Annotated in this window: 13 protein-coding genes and 2 tRNA genes; 4 read left to right on the top strand and 11 right to left on the bottom strand. The window is 63.5% G+C overall.

The genetic code is table 11. The annotated features are described in order from the left end of the window. Positions 1-10 precede the first annotated feature (10 nt). Positions 11-430: a Fe-S cluster assembly sulfur transfer protein SufU gene (sufU, locus tag C1717_RS04040; RefSeq protein ID WP_102371952.1), complete on the top strand. Its 420-nt coding sequence runs from the start codon at positions 11-13 to the stop codon at positions 428-430. Between the two features lie 467 nt (positions 431-897). Here the strand turns inward: sufU and C1717_RS04035 are convergent, their stop codons facing one another. Next, the gene (locus C1717_RS04035; RefSeq protein ID WP_219722274.1) at positions 898-4344 is read right to left on the bottom strand and encodes an ABC transporter permease; all 3447 of its coding nucleotides are present in this window, start codon (positions 4342-4344) and stop codon (positions 898-900) included. 51 nt (positions 4345-4395) lie between these two features. Further along, positions 4396-5097, bottom strand: a complete 702-nt coding sequence (locus C1717_RS04030; protein WP_102371950.1) for an ABC transporter ATP-binding protein — start codon at positions 5095-5097, stop codon at positions 4396-4398. 235 nt (positions 5098-5332) lie between these two features. Here C1717_RS04030 and C1717_RS04025 point away from each other — a divergent pair, with 235 nt between their 5' ends. Beyond that, complete coding sequence (locus C1717_RS04025) at positions 5333-5941, top strand: TetR/AcrR family transcriptional regulator (RefSeq protein WP_102371949.1); 609 nt, start codon at positions 5333-5335, stop codon at positions 5939-5941. Positions 5942-6318: 377 nt separating this feature from the next. On the opposite strand, the gene C1717_RS04020 is transcribed toward C1717_RS04025, so the two are convergent. The 3 genes from C1717_RS04020 to C1717_RS04010 form a co-directional block, all read right to left on the bottom strand. Then, positions 6319-7323 carry a GGGtGRT protein gene (locus tag C1717_RS04020; protein ID WP_102371948.1) on the bottom strand — a complete coding sequence of 335 codons (1005 nt, stop codon included), beginning with the start codon at positions 7321-7323 and terminating at the stop codon, positions 6319-6321. A gap of 18 nt (positions 7324-7341) precedes the next feature. Continuing rightward, entirely contained in the window at positions 7342-8076 is a 735-nt protein-coding gene (locus C1717_RS04015; protein ID WP_102371947.1) for an iron-sulfur cluster assembly scaffold protein, read from the bottom strand. 173 nt (positions 8077-8249) lie between these two features. Beyond that, positions 8250-8990, bottom strand: a complete 741-nt coding sequence (locus tag C1717_RS04010) for a coenzyme F420-0:L-glutamate ligase (protein ID WP_102371946.1) — start codon at positions 8988-8990, stop codon at positions 8250-8252. 306 nt (positions 8991-9296) lie between these two features. Between C1717_RS04010 and C1717_RS04005 the strand changes: the two genes are divergently transcribed. Next, positions 9297-10403, top strand: coding sequence for an IS110 family RNA-guided transposase (locus tag C1717_RS04005; RefSeq protein ID WP_102371612.1), 1107 nt, complete (start codon positions 9297-9299; stop codon positions 10401-10403). 355 nt (positions 10404-10758) lie between these two features. On the opposite strand, the gene C1717_RS04000 is transcribed toward C1717_RS04005, so the two are convergent. From C1717_RS04000 to C1717_RS10465, 4 genes are all read right to left on the bottom strand, one after another. Next, positions 10759-10834: transfer RNA gene (locus C1717_RS04000), tRNA-Lys, on the bottom strand. Positions 10835-10847: 13 nt separating this feature from the next. Next, positions 10848-10924 (bottom strand) — tRNA-His (locus C1717_RS03995). Between the two features lie 171 nt (positions 10925-11095). Next, positions 11096-11578 (bottom strand): VanZ family protein, encoded by a 483-nt coding sequence (locus C1717_RS03990; protein ID WP_245859427.1) that lies wholly within the window; start codon positions 11576-11578, stop codon positions 11096-11098. A gap of 1 nt (position 11579) precedes the next feature. Beyond that, the gene (locus C1717_RS10465) at positions 11580-12833 is read right to left on the bottom strand and encodes a hypothetical protein (protein ID WP_146003658.1); all 1254 of its coding nucleotides are present in this window, start codon (positions 12831-12833) and stop codon (positions 11580-11582) included. Between the two features lie 334 nt (positions 12834-13167). Here C1717_RS10465 and C1717_RS03975 point away from each other — a divergent pair, with 334 nt between their 5' ends. After that, positions 13168-13944, top strand: a complete 777-nt coding sequence (locus C1717_RS03975) for an SDR family NAD(P)-dependent oxidoreductase (protein ID WP_102371942.1) — start codon at positions 13168-13170, stop codon at positions 13942-13944. A gap of 66 nt (positions 13945-14010) precedes the next feature. On the opposite strand, the gene C1717_RS03970 is transcribed toward C1717_RS03975, so the two are convergent. Both C1717_RS03970 and rho read right to left on the bottom strand, forming a co-directional pair. Then, complete coding sequence (locus C1717_RS03970; RefSeq protein WP_102371941.1) at positions 14011-14985, bottom strand: magnesium transporter CorA family protein; 975 nt, start codon at positions 14983-14985, stop codon at positions 14011-14013. 138 nt (positions 14986-15123) lie between these two features. Further along, positions 15124-17295, bottom strand: coding sequence for a transcription termination factor Rho (rho, locus tag C1717_RS03965; RefSeq protein ID WP_245859521.1), 2172 nt, complete (start codon positions 17293-17295; stop codon positions 15124-15126). Positions 17296-17646: the final 351 nt, after the last annotated feature.

The raw sequence follows: 17646 nt of genomic DNA, 5'->3' as shown, positions 1-17646 counted from the left end.
AGCATTCCGCATGGGAAACATCTACACGTCCACGACGTTCATGGAGCACAACTCGCATCCGGACTACAAGTACGAGATGGACTCCCCCACCCATAGCCACGACGGCATCAACCCTAGCTGCGGCGACGAGCTCACGCTTCAGCTGCGTATCGAGGATGACGTGATCGAGGAGGCGAGTTTCACCGGACACGGCTGCGCCATCAGCCAGGCATCGGCCGATATCATGGCAGACCTCATCACCGGCGAGACGGTCAAGGAAGCCAAGCGCCTATCCGGGCTCTTCCTCGCGATGATTCGCGGCGACGAGCTCTCCGAGGAGGATTACGAGGACCTGGATGAGGCGGCGCAGCTCAAGGACATCTCACATATGCCCGCCCGCGTGAAGTGCGCCGAGCTCGCCTGGCGCACGCTCGATGGAATGCTTGACTAGCAGGCATAAGATAGCGTTCGGAAAACAGGTCGTCCGCACCGGAAGCGGCACTGGTCAGAGGGCGGCAGCCTCCGCGCAGCGAATGCGATTCTGTCTATTTTCATGCATCTCGATGTCTCTCGATTCGTGTCGAAGATGTCGAGATGCCGTTATTTAGCCGGAACGAACCAGTTTGGAGCCGATTTTGACTATCCAGCGGCATCTCGATTTTTCAGCTCTCACCGAGATCCACTTTTCTGGACATTTGGGCATCCAGCGCCACCATCCTAGGAACTTCACGCTGGTATCAGAAGATCGAATCCCGACACCGCACCTAACACTTCCCTCGGAGCGGGCACACAAGGCACGGTAACGAGAAAACACCTCCAACACATAAATGATGTTGACCCCATCAACCTCGATTGGAGCTCGGAGGGCGCAGCCATCAACCATGACAACGGCTGCGCCCTGCGCCCCAGAACGCCACCCTAGTCCACGCTCTTGAGCGCCTCCAACATGTCGACGTTCCTCAGCCTTCTGTTCACCACGAAATACATCGCCGCCACCACTGCAGCGACCACGACCACTGGCATCACGAAGGCCAGAGCACCGCATGCCGGGTTGAACATAAGCTCCTCTGGCGGCACCGCGCTGATGATGTAGAGCTGCAGCAACCGCCCGATCCCCCAGCCCACCGGCACGCCGATGCATGAGAGCAGGATGGTCTCGCGGTAGATGTACATCGTCACCTCGCGTTCGTAGAAGCCGAGCACCTTGATGGTCGAGAGTTCGCGGATGCGCTCTGATACGTTGATGGTCACAAGGTTGTACACGATCACCACCGCGAGCATCGCCGCCACCACGATGAGCACGCACATGATCATGTTGAGCGACCGCACGATGGTGTTCACCTGGTTGATGTACATGGTGTTCTGCACCACGCCCATCACGCCGTCGAGCTCCATGAACCGCGCCGCCATGTCCTGCGTGTTGGCAAGGCTCCCGTCAGCGAGCTTCGCCACGTATGCGTTCGACTGATAAGCCTGGCTGAACACCTGCTCGTAGCAGCTCTCGCTCATGAACATGAAATGCATGACGTACATCTCGCAGATACCCGAGACGCGCACTTCGCGCTCGGCGCCGTCTTCGTCCTTGAAGGTAAGGGTGTCGCCCACGCTGACGCCCGTAAGGTCGGCAAGCCGCTCGGAGATCACCGCTCCGTCGCTCGGCAGGTCGAGCGCCTCGCCCGTCACGCGATTCTGCAGGGTGATATAGTCCGAGAAGTCGGTTCCGTCCTGCGCTACGAGCAGGGTGATGTTTTGCGTGTCGCCCTTGCTGCCCGCTTCCTTCGTGACGGTCTCGTACCGGATGGGCGCATGGCTTGAAACCTCGTTTGAATTGAGCACCTCGTCGATCGCCGCCTGGCTCTCGTCCGACACATGCGAGCTTTCCGCCACGATGAGATCGTAATCGATGAGCTCGCCGAACTGGCGGTCGCCGATGCCGCCCACGGAATGCTGCACCGAGAAGCCCGTGAACAGGAGCGCCGCGGCGCCCGCCACGCCCACGATGGTCATGAGCGCGCGGCTCTTGTAGCGGAAGAGGTTGCGTGCCGTGACCTTCTGCGTGAACGAGAGGCGTCGCCACACCGGGCGCACGTGCTCGAGCAGGATCTTCGACCCTGCTGCAGGCGGCTTGGGCAGCAGCAGCGCCGCAGGCTTCTCCCGAACCTCGCGCTTGGCCACCGTGACAGCGGGAAGCACGGCGGCGACGAAGCAGAACACGAGAGCGAGGAGCGTCACATCAAGATGGGCATGCAGCTCGATCAACGGCATGGTGTAGGCATGCTGGTAGGCTGCCCACACGATGAGCGGCAGGATCGTGTGGCCGGCGATGACGCCGAGCATCGTGCCCGTGAAGCCCGCCACCGCACCATAGAACGAGAACTTCTTGATGACATCACGGTCATCGTAGCCGAGCGCCTTAAGCGTTCCCGCGTTGATGCGCTCCTCATCGACCATGCGCGCCATGGTGGTGAACGTCACGAGCGCCGCAACGAAATAGAGGAAGTACGGGAAGATGCGCGCGATGGCGTCCACGATCTCCGAGATGGTCGCGTAGACGGTATAGCCCTCCGCACCGGGAATCTCGCGGCGATTGTACACGGCGTAGGCGGGGTCCTCGATTGTGTCGCGCGTCTCGCGGGCATCTGCGAGCTCCGCTTCCGCATCGGCTATCTGCTGCTCAGCTTGAGGAAGCTCTTCGTTGTACCGGGCAAGGCCATCCTCGTAGGCTGCCTGGTTTTCGGCGAGTTCCGTCCTCACCGCCTCGATCCGGGCTGCAGCAGCCTCGTAGTCCCCGGTCTTTGCGGCGAGCTCTTCCGCACCCGCTTGCCAGGCGGCGAGGCCGCTCTGGTATGCGCTGAGGTTCTCGTTATATGAAGCGACGCCCTGCTGGTACGCCGCATAGCCGGCGTCGTAGCGCTGCTGCTGTTGGGCGAGTTCCTGGCGCGCAGCCTCGAGCTGCTCCTCCGCGGTGGCAAGCTCGCTGAACTTGCCGTCAAGCTCGGTCTGCGCCGCGTCGAGCGCCTGGATACAGGCATGGTAGCCGCCGTCGTTGCCCGCTGCACCGGGATCGGCATCGACGTTCATGAACGCATCGTATGCCGCCTTGAGCTGGGTGAGCTGCCCCTCAAGCGCCGTCGCGTCCTCTCCGGCTGCCGAAGCCCGGTCAATCGCCGCCTCAAGCTGGTCGATCCCCTGCTCGTACCGGGATTTACCGTCTTCGAGCTTCGTCCGCGCCGTATCGATCTGCTGCTGCGCCGCGTCTGCCTCGGCTACGCCCGCATCGTATTCCTGCTGCCTCGTCGCAAGCTCCTGCTTGCCGCTTGCCAGATTCTGCGCTGCCGTGGAGAGCTGCAGCTCGCTGGTAGCCAGCTGGCTGCGGCCGGCATCGAGCTGATCCTTCGCCGCCTCAAGCTGACCCCAGGTCGCATCGAGCGTGGCCCGGCCGTCTGCAAGCTGAGCCGCCGCATTGCCGAGCTCACCCTCGTACGCAGCGATCTGCTCGCGCGCATCGGCAAGCTGGGCAGACGCATCCGCGAGCTCGGCCGCAGCATCATCCAGCTGCGCCTGTGCATCGTCGACCTGCGCCTGGCCGTCGGCGATCTGCTCGTCGAATTCACCCTGCACCACGGCCAACCGGTGCGCACCGCGTCCCTCGAGCAGCTCCTCGAGCTCCTCCTTGTGCGCCGCGACCTTGTCCAGGTACTCCTGGCTATACGGGTCGAGCCCCAGGGTGTCATCGAAGCGCAGGCGCGCCACCATGTGGTAGTTGACATCGAACGCGTCCTCAGGCACCACGGCGAAGCCGGCGAGGTCGCCGGTACCCGCCTGCGACTGGCCCATGTTGAGGTTTGAGACGATCTCTGACGAGTTCACCACGCCCACCACGGTGAACTCGCGGCGTGCGAGCGCGTAGCCGCCGCTGATGTCGCGCTCCTCCGTAAAGGAGATGGTCGAGCCCACCGGATACTCGTCCGCCACGGTCGCGGAGATCGCCACCTCGTCCGCCGCCTCGGGCAAGCGCCCCTCGACCACCTCGTAGCGCGAGATGCGTTCCGGCAGCGAGCTCACGCGCACCGCGTCATGCGAGCCCTCAACCGTCACGTCCTTCATGTAGCCGTACTCCACATCGGCGATGCCCGAAGCCTCCTCGATCACCGCCTCGTCGCTCTCGTCGATACCCAGGCTTCCGATTATGGTAAGGTCGGCCGCGTTATATTCGTCGAAGTAATGCCGCCCCGTCATGCGCATGTCGGGCCCCGCCACGTTGAGCCCCACGAGCGCGAAGGCGCCAAGTGCCATGAGCAGCACGATCGATGCGAAACGTCCGCGCGACTTGCCCACCGTGCGCTCGATATCGCGCCAGAGCATGCGCTTTCCGCGATGCGGAGCCGATCCGCCCCTCCGATTCATCAGCTCCACCTACCACTCGATATCCGCGATGGCCTGCGGGCGAGCATTTCGCTCGATCGCGGTCACATGGCCGTCGTGCATATGGATCACGCGGTCGGCGATGGGCACGATCGCGGAGTTGTGCGTGACGATGATGGTCGTGGCGCCGTGCACACGGCTCATGTCCTGCAAGAGCTGCAGGATCTGCTTGCCGGTGCGGTAGTCGAGAGCACCCGTGGGCTCATCGCACAGGAGGATCTTGGGGTTCTTCGCCACGGCGCGGGCAATGGCCACGCGCTGCTGCTCGCCGCCCGAGAGCTGTGCGGGGAAGTTGTCCATGCGCTTGCCGAGCCCCACCATCTGGAGCACTTCGACGGTGTCCAGGGCGTCCGCGACGATCTCGCTCGCCAGCTCGACGTTCTCCTTGGCGGTGAGGTTCTGAACGAGGTTGTAGAACTGGAAGACGAAGCCCACATCCTCGCGGCGATAGCGCGTGAGCTCGCGGGTGCCGTAGCCCGCAATGTCCCGCCCGTCGATGACGACCTGGCCCTCGTCGCAGGTATCCATGCCGCCCAGGATGTTCAGGACCGTCGACTTGCCCGCACCCGAGGCGCCGAGCACGATGGCGAGCTCGCCCCGCTCGATCTGGAAGCTCACGTGGTCGTTCGCCGTGATCACCGTGCCGCCTGCACGATAGCGCTTGCATTCATCTTCGACATCTATGTACGCCATGGCGCGCGTCCTCTCTTGCTGCAGCACTCTGCAGCATGTTTGGAGTCATACCCACTTCGAACCGCATGCGTCGGGAGCAGAACCGGCTGTCTCGCAGACATTGCCCTGCCGCATGGGTTGCGATATAAACTAGACAACGTGTTGTTTTAAGTCCATGAACAAAAAGCGACAGACTGTCCGTTTAAGGATGCGGCACACAAAGACACCATAGAGCAGTCGCGGCGAAGGAGCGGCCATGGCGCAGGTTCGACAAACGAAGACCGAGCAACGCATCAGGGAGGCGCTCGTTTCGCTCCTTGCGGAGCGCGGATTCGACAGCATCACCGTAAGCGACCTCACGCGCAGAGCGGGCATCCACCGCGGAACCTTCTACGCGCATTACGTCGACAAGTACGACCTGCTTGAACGGCAGATCAATGCCGTATATCGCAATCTCGCCGACATCCTTGAAGGAGATGCGGAAAAGCCTGGCAACAGCGCGGGCGAAATGGGTGCCGGCTCCCGCGACTTCATCCCATACGGCCGCGTGCTCGGAGCGCTCTCCTATATCCGGGAGAATTACCCGCTCATCGCCGCGCTCACCGCAAACGGGACCGACCAGCGCCTATACGAGCGCGCCAAACAGCTCCTTGGCGGTCTCGTCGAGCGCGGGGCGGCGCTGGCGGGAACCAAGCTGGACTTTGGCGGCGTGCCCGAAACCTACGGGCGCGAGATGATGCTCGCAGGCGTGACTTCCGTCATCTGGCTCTGGATCAAGAACGGCTGCCCCGAGGAGCCACGCGTGATCGCGAACATCATCTGGAAGAACAAATCGCGCTCACTTGAGGAGTGCGTACTGTCGTAAAGAGCGGGCGTGCAGGATTCCCGCAAAACCTTCTTGAGGAGCCATCCCTCTGCCAGGGAACGATTCTGGCTATTTTCGTGCATCTCGATGCCCTCGAATTCTTACCGGGGATATCGAGATGCAGTTGTAAGGCCAGAATCGGACAATTTGAAGCCGATTCTGGCTATCTGCCCTCATCTCGATTTTAGAGCACTCATCGAGATGCCGAGATTTGGACAGATGTCTTTCTAGCCGCGGCACCCCCGACCAAGGCACTCCCAACCGCAGCATTCCCGCCATGTTGCTCGGCAACCGCTCTTCCTCACAAAACACAAACGCCGCCCGAAGCACGTGCCCCGGGCGGCGTCATAGGCCGTCAAGCGACTATGAGACGATGGCTACTCGTTCAGAGCGGCGTTCACGGCGACGGCGCACGCGACGGTGCAGCCGACCATGGGGTTGTTGCCCATGCCGATGAGACCCATCATATCGACGTGCGCAGGCACCGAAGAAGAGCCTGCGAACTGGGCGCTCGAGTGCATACGGCCCATGGTGTCGGTCATGCCGTAAGAGGCGGGACCAGCGGCCATGTTGTCCGGATGCAGCGTACGGCCGGTGCCGCCACCCGAAGCCACGGAGAAGTACTTCTTGCCGGCGAGCACGCGCTCCTTGAAGTACGTGCCGGCGACCGGGTGCTGGAAGCGCGTGGGGTTGGTGGAGTTGCCGGTGATGGAGATGTCGACGTTCTCGTGCCACATGATGGCAACGCCCTCGCGGACGTCGTCGGCACCGTAGCAGTTGACCTCGGCGCGCGGGCCATCGCTGTACGGAATGGTCTCGACGACCTTGAGCTCGCCCGTGTAGTAGTCGAACTGGGTCTTCACATAGGTGAAGCCGTTGATGCGGGCGATGATCTGGGCAGCATCCTTGCCAAGACCGTTGAGGATGACGCGCAGCGGCTTCTTACGGGCCTTGTTGGCGTTCATCGCGATGCCGATGGCACCCTCAGCGGCAGCGAAGGACTCGTGACCGGCGAGGAATGCAAAGCACTCGGTGTCGTCACCAAGGAGCATGGCACCCAGGTTGCCGTGGCCAAGGCCGACCTTGCGGTCCTCGGCAACGGAGCCGGGCACGCAGAAGGCCTGCAGGCCCTCGCCGATGATCGCAGCAGCCTCAGACGCGCTCTTGGCACCCTTCTTGATGGCCAGCGCGCAGCCGAGGGTGTAGGCCCACTTGGCGTTCTCGAACGCGATGGACTGGACGTCTGCCACGATCTCGCGCGGGTCAATGCCCTTGTCCTGGCAGATCTGGAGAGCCTCCTCGAGGGAGGAGATGCCGTTCTCGGCGAGGCATGCATTGATCTTGTCGATGCGGCGCTCGTAACCTTCGAAGCTAACAGCCATGATTCAGTCCCTCCCTTTCTACTCGTGAACCGGGAACACGGACTCGACGGTGTGCGTCTCCTCATCCGTGCGCGGATCGATGTACTTAGCAGCGGCTTCCCACTGGCCATAATGGCCCATGGCGCCCTTGATGGCGTCCTCGGGAGCCACGCCCTTCTTGAGGGCATCGGTGAACTTGCCGAGGTTCAGGAACTCGAATGCGATGATCTCGTTCTTGTCGTTAAGCGCCATGCGGGTGACATAGCCCTGGGAAAGCTCGAGGTAGCGAGCACCCTTGGCCTTGGTGCCGAACATGGTGCCGATCTGCGAGCGCAGGCCCTTGCCGAGGTCATCGAGGGAGGCGCCCACGGGCAGGCCGCCCTCGGAGAACGCGGTCTGGCTGCGGCCGTACACGATCTGGAGGAACAGCTCGCGCATGGCGACGTTGATGGCGTCACACACGAGGTCGGTGTTAAGAGCCTCGAGGATGGTCTTACCGGGAAGGATCTCGGAGGCCATGGCCGCGGAGTGGGTCATACCCGAGCAGCCGAGGGTCTCGACGAGGCACTCCTCGATGACGCCCTCCTTGACGTTGAGCGTGAGCTTGCACGCGCCCTGCTGCGGCGCGCACCAGCCAACGCCGTGCGTGAGACCGGAGATGTCCTTGATCTCCTTCGCCTTGATCCACTGGCCCTCCTCCGGGATGGGCGCAGGACCGTGGTATGCGCCCTTGGCGACGGGGCACATGTTCTCCACTTCTGCTGAGTACTGCATGCCTCTCCTCTCTGTTGTGCTTGTATCCGGCGAGCCATAGCGATACGGCCAGCCGAAGCCGACATGCAGAGAGTATTTTAACCCGAAACAGAGCGGCAGACAGCGGTAAATGCGCCCATGTCGAACAAGGCGCACGGAATGACGCAGGTGTTCCCTGCGCTTGGGAGGGATTCCTAGGCCTTATGCGCCCTGATGATGCCGAAAGGCGTGCACTGGGATTCCTGGCCGAGCGGATTGTCGCGCAAGATCTCGATGAGCGTCTCCGGGGAATACGGCAAGCCATACGATCCAAGCACCTCGCCGCCGAGGTCGTTGAGGTCGATCACCGCAACCGACACCTCGCCGCCAAGCGCACGGGCGATATCCTCGCAGGCTTGCGAAGGCTCAGCCGGCGCGAGTGAGACATACTGGTTATAGGGCGGCAGCGTGTACGAGCACGGACCGTCGATCGATGCCGCCTTGCGGCCCGCGACAAGGTAGAACCAGCCGCGCTTGCCGACAAGCTTCCCAGCCACCGCGGCGACCGTGGCGAGCAGGATCCGCGCCGTGCCGACCTCCTGAAAGGCCATCTCCATGGTTTCGGGCATACCGAGGCCGATTCCCGCCGGCGTCTTGGTGACGAACCTGCTGAGCAAGCGCGCAAGGGGGCGCGGGTGGATATCGGTGAGCTTGACGGCGCGACCCTGCGTGCATCCGAGCGCCTTTTCCGACAGGAAGATCGTATCGCCAGGCTCGATAAGCGGCCCGACGTAGCGCTGGGCTACCTCGCAGATATCGTCACTTTGGTCGAGCACATGCGTGCGCACCCCAAACCTGCTGTAGGTAACGCCATCGACGACGCGCGTCTCCTCCTTATTGGGGTTGACCACCAGACCGCCCTCGGGCGTGCGGGACTCGTTATCCGTTGTTTGCATAATCCATCTCCCGGATACAGCTACAAGGTCGTTGCAGCGCGCAAGGCAACTTTCCGTGCGCTGCCCCACCATAGTACCTCAGGGCCACCATGGGATACCGTCCTTGTTCAGCAAATAAAAAAGCAATCAGCCGTGTAGACCAAGTGAAGGGGCATCCTTCAAACCGCCCGCTCCTCATTGAGGAGCGGAAACAGACGATATGAGCTGAACATTGAGCCCCTCCTCCTGTCGCAGGTCCGTGGGTCGGGCGACAATGGTCGTATCCCGCAACCGTGGCCGCGCGCCACATACGACAGAGGAGGGGCCATGTCCCATTATGTCACAGCCATCGGTCTCGACGTCCACGCCCGCAGCATCAAGGCCTTCGCCCTGAACCCGATGACAGGCGAGGCCGAGCGGGCCTCGTTCGGCTACGACCCGGCGGCGGTCGCCGAGTGGGCGCTCGGCTTCGAGTCCCCGAGGGCCGTCTACGAGTCCGGGGTCACCGGCTTCCACCTCTGCCGCGCCCTGCGCGCGCTCGGCCTGGACTGCGTCGTGGGCGCCGTCTCCAAGATGCAGCGGCCCGCCGCCGACAGGGGCAGGAAGACCGACAGGCGCGACGCCGAGTTCCTGGCGCGCCTGCTCGCGACCAGGAACGTCGTCGAGGTGTGGGTCCCCGACGAGCGCACCGAGGCCGCCCGCGACCTGTCGCGGGCCCTCGCCGACGCGCGCGACGACCTCCAGCGCGCCAAGCAGCGGATGTCGAAGTTCCTGCTGCGCCACGGCCACGTCTTCGACGAGTCGACGCCGACCGGGCGCAGGAGGGGCAACTGGACGCGCGCGTACTGGAAGTGGGCCGACGCGATCGAGTTCGACGAGCCCGATGACGCCGCCGCCTACGAGCACTACCGCGACTGCGTGAGGCGCTGCCAGGAGGCGCGCGACGAGCTGGCGGGGAAGGTCGCCGAGTCGGCCGGGAGGCCGGAGTGGAGGCCCGTCGTCGACGCCCTCAGGTGCGTGAAGGGCTTCGACGTCGCCACGGCGTTCCTGCTCGCCTGCGAGGCGGGCGACTTCTCCCGCTTCCCCACCGCCCCGTCCTTCGCGTCGTGGTGCGGCCTCACGCCCTCGGAGCACTCGAGCGGTGAGACGTCGTCGAAGGGCGGGATCACGCGGGCGGGCAACGCCCACGTGCGCTCCGCCCTCGTCGAGGCCGCCTGGCACGTGCCGATGTCCTCGCGCGACCCGAAGCCGCTCGCCCCGGGCCAGGAGGTCGCCCCCGCGGTGAGGAGGCACGCGACGAAGTGCAACCGCAGGCTCATCGACCGCAGGGAGGCGATGGCGGGGGCCGGCAAGCGCCCCGTCGTCGCCAACTGCGCCACCGCGCGCGAGATGGCGTGCTGGGCCTGGGCGATAGCGAGGATGGCCGCGGAGTAGCGGCCGCCCGAGCGAAACAGGGTCCGACCCCGGGGCCCGCCGCGTTCGAGGCCGTTGGGAGGCCACTCGAGTCTCTTTTTATGGGCAGCGGGGAACCGCCACGCCCGCCATACAGACTTCGGCCGAGGCCCCCAGCCGTAGCAACGAAATGCGCAGCCGACGAGGCCACGCGCGGATATTAGAATGCCGAACGTGCGTCGAACAGACACGCCCTCAAGCGGCGGCGCCCCCGGGTGAAGATAGGTAGGCCCGACCGGTCGCGGTAGCTCCGCGGGCGGTCGGGCCGGTTTTGCCTCTTGACAATGTTCAGCTCATATTAAAAAGCCAGGCGATAAACCTGGCTTCGAAATTCAAATGGTGGACCGGCAGGGGTTCGAACCCTGGACCTTGGGATTAAGAGTCCCCTGCTCTACCAGCTGAGCTACCGGTCCGTTGTCAAAACTGTGGGGTGGGTACAGGGGCTCGAACCCTGGACCTCCGGGACCACAACCCGGCGCTCTAGCCAACTGGGCTACACCCACCATGTTTCCACGTGCGCCAAAGCGCTTGATTATTATTACAGCACAGCGGCTCGGATGCAAGTATCTTTTTTGAAAATGTGGCGAGCCGGTGCAGCGCACCACACATCATCGCCCTTCCTCCCAACCCCACCATCCATAGTTCAGCACGTTTTCGCTGCTATTTGCTTGAGTTCATCGATTGGGTGCGTTCCTTCGCTTCGAACGCTTGGACCAGATGGGCAAAAGCAGCCAAACCACCGCCGCCCCGAATGCGCATCCGCACCAATCGATCAGGACATCGGTCGCGAGCCCGGATCTTCCTGGCACGAAGAGCTGGATCGTTTCGTCGAGCGCGGGTACGATTGCCAGGAGCGCGATGAGGCAGAGCGACGCGGCTCCATGTGGGCGCCCGCTCGGAGAGAACGCCCGCATCGCCACAGCACCGAGCAGAGCGTATTCGAGAAGGTGACCCATCTTCCTCACGAGCAGGTTCGAGACCCACTCGGCCGCGAAGCCAAGCGCCGCGATCGCCTCCTTGAGCGACGAGGCGACCGAGGTGCTTGCAGCATCGCTGCTCACCCCTGGCACAAGAGAATTTGCCCAAATGGCGACGGCGACCACGAAAGTCGCCGCCAGCCAGGGTTTCGAGATCTCGATGCGGGCGGGTAGTCGCACGCTACGCCTCAGCACGGAAACGAGGGAACGAGGCGGTTCCACCTTGGATGACGCGGAGGTACTCGTGGCTCGAGCGGCGGACGCTCTGGATAGGAGCATGGCCCAGCTCCTCTTCGATAAGCTCGTTCACATGCTGATGGCGCTGCGTGACGCGAGCGCCCTCCGCCACGGCACGCGCGCGCTCCGAGCTCGGCGGGATGATGCTCGGCATCGTCGTAGCGGAGGTTCTCCCGCGAGCATGCTTGCCGATATAGCCTTGGTCGCCCGCTACGGCGTGTGCGGGAGCGTCCTCGGCGAGGACATCCAGAGCTGATGCCCACATATCTTCATGACCAGAGTAATCTGCCATGGGAACCAGCGGATCGGCTGCGTCATCGGCAACGGAAGCACTTGGCTCTCGGACCGCGACGGGACGCGAAGCCTCGGCGCGATACGGCGAAACGGGTTGGGCAGCCGGCACCTGCACCTGATCGAATGAGGTCTCGTCCATGTGGTCGAGCGAGTCCAGGGCCGCTTGGCGAGCAGCCTGGGTATCGAGCTCCTCAAAATCCCCAACACGACCGGTTGCCGCCATCTGCTCGGCAAGCGAGAGATAGGTCGCCGTGGTATCAGCGCCCACCCCCTGCACGGGAGCTTCGGCGTACGCCATTCCCGTCGTAGGCGCATTCGCGACCGCAGGTGCGGCGCTGGGAGTCGAGGCTCGACGAGGGACGGACGCGTTACCGGGCGCAGAGGCCGCCCACGCGGACGTATGCCCCGCGTGCGTGGAAGCGGCAGCCTCGCGGCGCAGTTCCTCGAGTGCGATCTCGTAGATGTCCTTGGAGCGGGAGGCGTCACAGCTAATGGGCGAGTCCTCGGTAAGCATGGCGTCGATATCCGCCCAAGCGTCCTGTTCGGAAAGAGCACCCTGGGCGCGCGCGATCACGGGCACGTCCTTGGGCACACCGCGCGATCCGAAGAACCGGCTCGCATCGGAACGCTCAGCAGCGCGGCCATGAGCGCGATGCACGCTCTGGCGCTCTTCACTTGGGGCCTCTTCGGCTTCCTCGAGGCGTGCCGAGACGATTCCCACGGCATTGTAGATTCCCACGCCCGCGAGCGCGCCTACCGCGAACGGCAGCGCGCAGCCGCTCACAACCGCATTCGCCCCCTCGAAAGGCAGGGTCACCGCATAGGCCGCCACCGGAATGGCAAACAGGATGCCGCACGACAATCCCGCATGCACCGCACGGGTATTCGAGTGTGAAGCCGCCATGGCAAACCTCCGTCTCCCCTCCCGAACCTTGCCGGGCGGGAACCGCCGCCTTACGCGACGCGTACGGGAATACGATGAATGGTGTTGCCGAGCTTGCGCCCATCTGCAACGGATGTGGTTCGTTTCATCTGCATGTTCCGTCGCGTTCGTTACCCGTAATTATGTGAGATGGAGCAGCATATTGCAAGGTCTCAACCCGTTCGTGACCCGCTCGCGACCGTATGCGGCCGTTTGGCCTCCCACTGCTTGACGCACCCGCCTTTGGGGAACAAGCATCGAAAGTGTCGCTTGCGCGATCATCTCGCGTTTGGCCCGTTATCGATTGGAGCCTGCTATGTCTACCATCGCCATCGTCACCGGTGCATCCTCGGGCCTCGGCCGTGAATTCGTACGCCTCATCGACGGCGGAGCTGCCGGCCAGGTGGACGAGATCTGGGTGATCGCCCGCCGCGCGGACCAGCTCGACGCGCTCGTGCGCACCTGTAAGACGACGGTGCGGCCGTTCTGCCTCGACCTTACCGACCCGGTCTCCTTCGACATCATCGAGGCGGCACTCGCCGAGGAGACCGATGCCGGCGTGCGACTCCTCATCAACAACGCCGGCGCCGGATCGTTCGGGTCGTTCGCGCTCATGCGCGAGGGAAAGGCGTCGCAGATGGCGAACCTGCTCATGCGCGCACCCGTCGAGCTCATCTACCGCACGTTGCCCTACATGCGCCCGGGCTCGCGAATCATCAACGTCGCAAGCGTCGCCGCCTTCATCCCGCAACCCAAGCTCGCGCTCTACTCAGCCGCGAAGCGCTTTATCCTCGACCTCTCACGCTCCCTCGACGCCGAGCTCGGCGAGGTGGGGATCCATGTGATGGCGCTCTGCCCGAAGTTCATGCACACCGAGTTCCTCGACAAGCCGGGCGATGCCCTTGCGGCGCAGCGCATGACCGTCATCGGGTTCGAGAACGTCACCGATGTCGCGGCATGCGCCCTCAGGGATTCGCGGGCGGGCAAGAGTCTGTGCATCCCCTCGCTGGATATGAAGGCGCTCTACGCTGTGGCAAAGATCGCTCCCTACCGCCTAGCACTCGCCGTCGAGCGCCTCATCGGCGCGATTTAGGACACTGATCACAATCGGTGAGATCTAGCGCGAGCCGGCTCGACACCGGCTCGCATCGCATACGGCTTAGTGCCACATGCCCTTGCGCTTGAAGATCCAAGCTGCCACAAGACAGCACGCCACAGCAAGCAGCAACGGGAACGCCCAGTTATCGACAAGCGCTGCCCCTTCGAAGGGCAGGCTCACGTTCATGCCGTAGAACCCAAAGATGATGTTGGGTATCGCCATGACGATGGTGATGACCGATAGGACCTTCATCACGATATTCAGGTTGTTCGAGATGATGCTCGCGAATGCGTCCATCGTGCCGGAAAGCGTGTTGGAGTAGATGTTCGCCATCTCGATTGCCTGATGGATCTCGACGAGCACGTCTTCAAGCAGGTCCTGGTCATCCTCGTAGAGCGGAATGATACGCCCCTGCATGATCTTGTTGAGCGTCACCTCGTCCGATTTGAGCGAGGTCGAGAAGTACACCAACGATTTCTCGAGGTTGAGCATCTGGATGAGCTCCTCGTTCTGAACAGAGGCATGCAGCTTCTCCTCGGTCGCCGACGAGAGACGATCTATCCTGCGCAGGTACACAAGGTAAAGCTGGCTTATCCGCAGCAGCAATTGCAGAAGGAAGCGGGTGCGAAAGCGCGTGTCGACGCCGCGCACGCGACCCTCCGCCATATCGCGGATCGGCGTGTTGTCGTAAAGCCCCATGGTAACGAACAGGCTCTTTGCGGGAATGAACACCATCGAGAGCGGCATGGTGTCGTACATGCGCGATGTGGCATCCGCTGGGATGTCGCCCTCGCCCGGCGCGATGGGATAGTCGACGATCACGAAGATCTGGTTTGCGTCCTCGTCGTAATCGAGACGGGGCGTCTCCTCCTCATCGAGGGCGGAGCTCACGAACTCCGGCAGCACGCCGAGCTCCTGCTCGAGCCATATGCGTTCCTCGGGCGTAGGTGCCACGGCGTTCACCCAGCAGCCGGGCTCCGGAGCTTCGATGCGCTCGACGCGTCCAGGCGTCTGTGTTTTGAGGAATTCGATCATCGTGCACCCCTTCCGTCGCATGGGCATCCTGCGGATGATACCTCATGGAAAAGGCGTCCGCACGCTTCCGCGCGAACGCCTTGGGAAATCCCGAGAACCTTGACCGCGCCCTTACATAGGACACGTTGCGAACCGATGCTAGAGCATATCGCCTGCGCCCTGCGCGCGCTTTGCCGAGCGGATGAGGAACTCCTCGTTGGAATTCGTGCCCTTGAGGCCCTTGATGAAGGCGGAAGCGCATCGCTCGGTATTCGACATGTTGGCGAGCACGCGGCGAATGCCCCACACGAACGGACGCATCTGCTCGGAGATGAGCAGATCCTCGTTGCGCGTGCCCGAGGCGACCGGATCGATGGCCGGGAAGATGCGGCGGTCTGCGAGCTCGCGATCGAGTTTGAGCTCCATGTTGCCGGTGCCCTTGAACTCCTCGAAAATCACCTCGTCCATCTTGGAGCCGGTATCCACGAGGGCGGAGGCGAGGATGGTGAGCGAGCCGCCGTTCTCGATGTTGCGCGCCGCACCTAGGAAGCGCTTGGGCGGGTAGAGCGCGGCGGAGTCCACGCCACCGGAGAGGATGCGACCCGAGGCTGGCGCTGCGAGGTTGTAGGCGCGCGCAAGGCGGGTGATGGAATCGAGCACCACCACGACGTCGCCACCGAGCTCCACGATGCGCTTCGCACGCTCGATGACGAGCTCGGAGACGCGGGTGTGGTTATCCGCCGGCATGTCGAAGGTCGAAGCCACCACGTCGCCCTTGATGGAACGCTCCATATCGGTGACCTCTTCGGGGCGCTCGTCAACAAGTAGGCAGATGAGGTGCACCTCGGGATTGTTGATTGCGATGGATTGGCAGATCTTCTTCAGAATCGTGGTCTTGCCGGCCTTGGGCGGCGAGACGATGAGGCCGCGCTGGCCCTTGCCGATGGGGCTCACGATGTCGATGGCGCGACCGGTGATGGAATCCTTGCCGTGCTCCATCTTGAGCAGCTCGTTAGGATAGATGGGCGTGAGGTCGCTGAACTTGGGGCGATTGCGAATCGCTTCGGGATCGAGGCCGTTGATCGTCTTGATCTTGGCGAGGCCGGGGAACTTGTCACCCTGGCGGGCGGGGCGCAGCGTGCCTTCGATGAGGTCGCCGGGGCGCAGGCGCGCGGCACGGATGAGATTCGCTGGGACGAAGGCGTCCTCGCGGCTAGGCATGTATCCATGCGCACGAATGTGACCAAAGCCCTCGTTGGAGATATCGAGGATACCAGTGATCTCGCGGAAGCCTTCGGCGCGTGCGGCGGCTTGGTACACTTCCTCTACGAGCTCTGCCTTCTTCTTGCCGGTGGTGTCGAGATCGAACTCCTTGGCCTTGGTGCGCAGCTCTGCAACCTTCATGGCCGCAAGCTCCTCGCGCGAGAGGCTGGGCTCGGTGGGAGCGCTGTAGCGATTGTTGCGCTGTTTGCGCTGTTGACGGTTGTTGCGCCTGTCGTTGGAGCGCTCGCCTTGGCCACCCGCCACATGCTCGCGTCTGGCGGCGGCATGTTGGCGACGCGGAGATGTCTGCTCGCCAGCCTTGAGGTCGGACGCCTCCCCCGCTTTGCCGTCACGCTGCTCGGCGACCTTGTCCTTGGCATGGGCGCGAACTGCGTGCTCGGGCTCCGCCGCTTCGACTGCGTGGTCCTTGGAAGCTGCCTCGGCAACCTGCCCCGCATCCACCTGCTCGCCACCTTCAGTCGCGGCCTTAGTGGCGCGCGCACGGGTCTTCGTCGTAGCGCCGCGACGAGCGCGGCCGGGACGCACATCGGTCTCGGCAGCGCTGACGCCATCGCTGGCAGCGCCTTCAGGAGCGACGGCATCGGGAAGAGGCGCTGCGAGGGCGGAGGACGCCGCAGCTGCCGCTTCAGCCGCCTGCGCAGCAGCCAGCTCGGCTTCTACCTGAGCCTTAGGCTTGCGGCCACGACGGCGCGGACGAGACTCGCCCTCCGGAGCGGTGACAGCACCCTCGTTGGAAGCTGCTTCGACCTCATTGCTTGGAGCTACGAGCGCCTGCTCGGCGCGCGCAGCAGCGCGGCGCTGCTTGCGAACAACGGACGCTTGGGATATCTGCGCGAGCGCACGGGCCTGAGCAACCTCGGGAGTGAGCTCTGCGGGAGCAGCGGTTTTCTTCGTCGCAGCACGACGGGTACGCGCAGGGCGCTTAGGGGCCGCCTCAGCCTCGGGAGCAGCTGCCGGAGCAGCCTCGGTGTCCGCCGCCTTAGCGGTACGCGTGCGGCGGCGTGGACGCGGCGCGCTCGCCGCCTCAGGCGCTACCTCGGCAGGCATGTTCTCATTCTCTTCAGCCACGATACCTATCCAACTCTCTTTCATGGTCTGTTATAACGACGGCGCCCCAGGGCGGCCGAACACTCCTCAAAGTCATTCACGCGCACGAATTCCTCATCGGCACGATCTGCACGTCGCGAACGCATAGAAAGACCGTTTAAGCCGATGCGTTTGATAAGGAGGGATTGCACGAAGCGCCGATATCAGTACGGCATGCAGCAGAGTGTAGCACAACAACGACACCCATGCTGCGAGATGGCGAACAGGCGGCATAGCCCCATACGCGCACCGCATCCCTTGTGCCACGCACAGAAAAGGCCCCCGGCGCCCGCAGGGCACCGAGGGCCAAGA

Origin of the sequence: Enorma phocaeensis (assembly GCF_900186505.1) — a bacterium.
Lineage (GTDB): Bacteria > Actinomycetota > Coriobacteriia > Coriobacteriales > Coriobacteriaceae > Enorma > Enorma phocaeensis.
The sequence above is the reverse complement of the archived record's forward strand: the minus strand, read 5'-3'. Positions and strand labels throughout refer to the sequence as shown.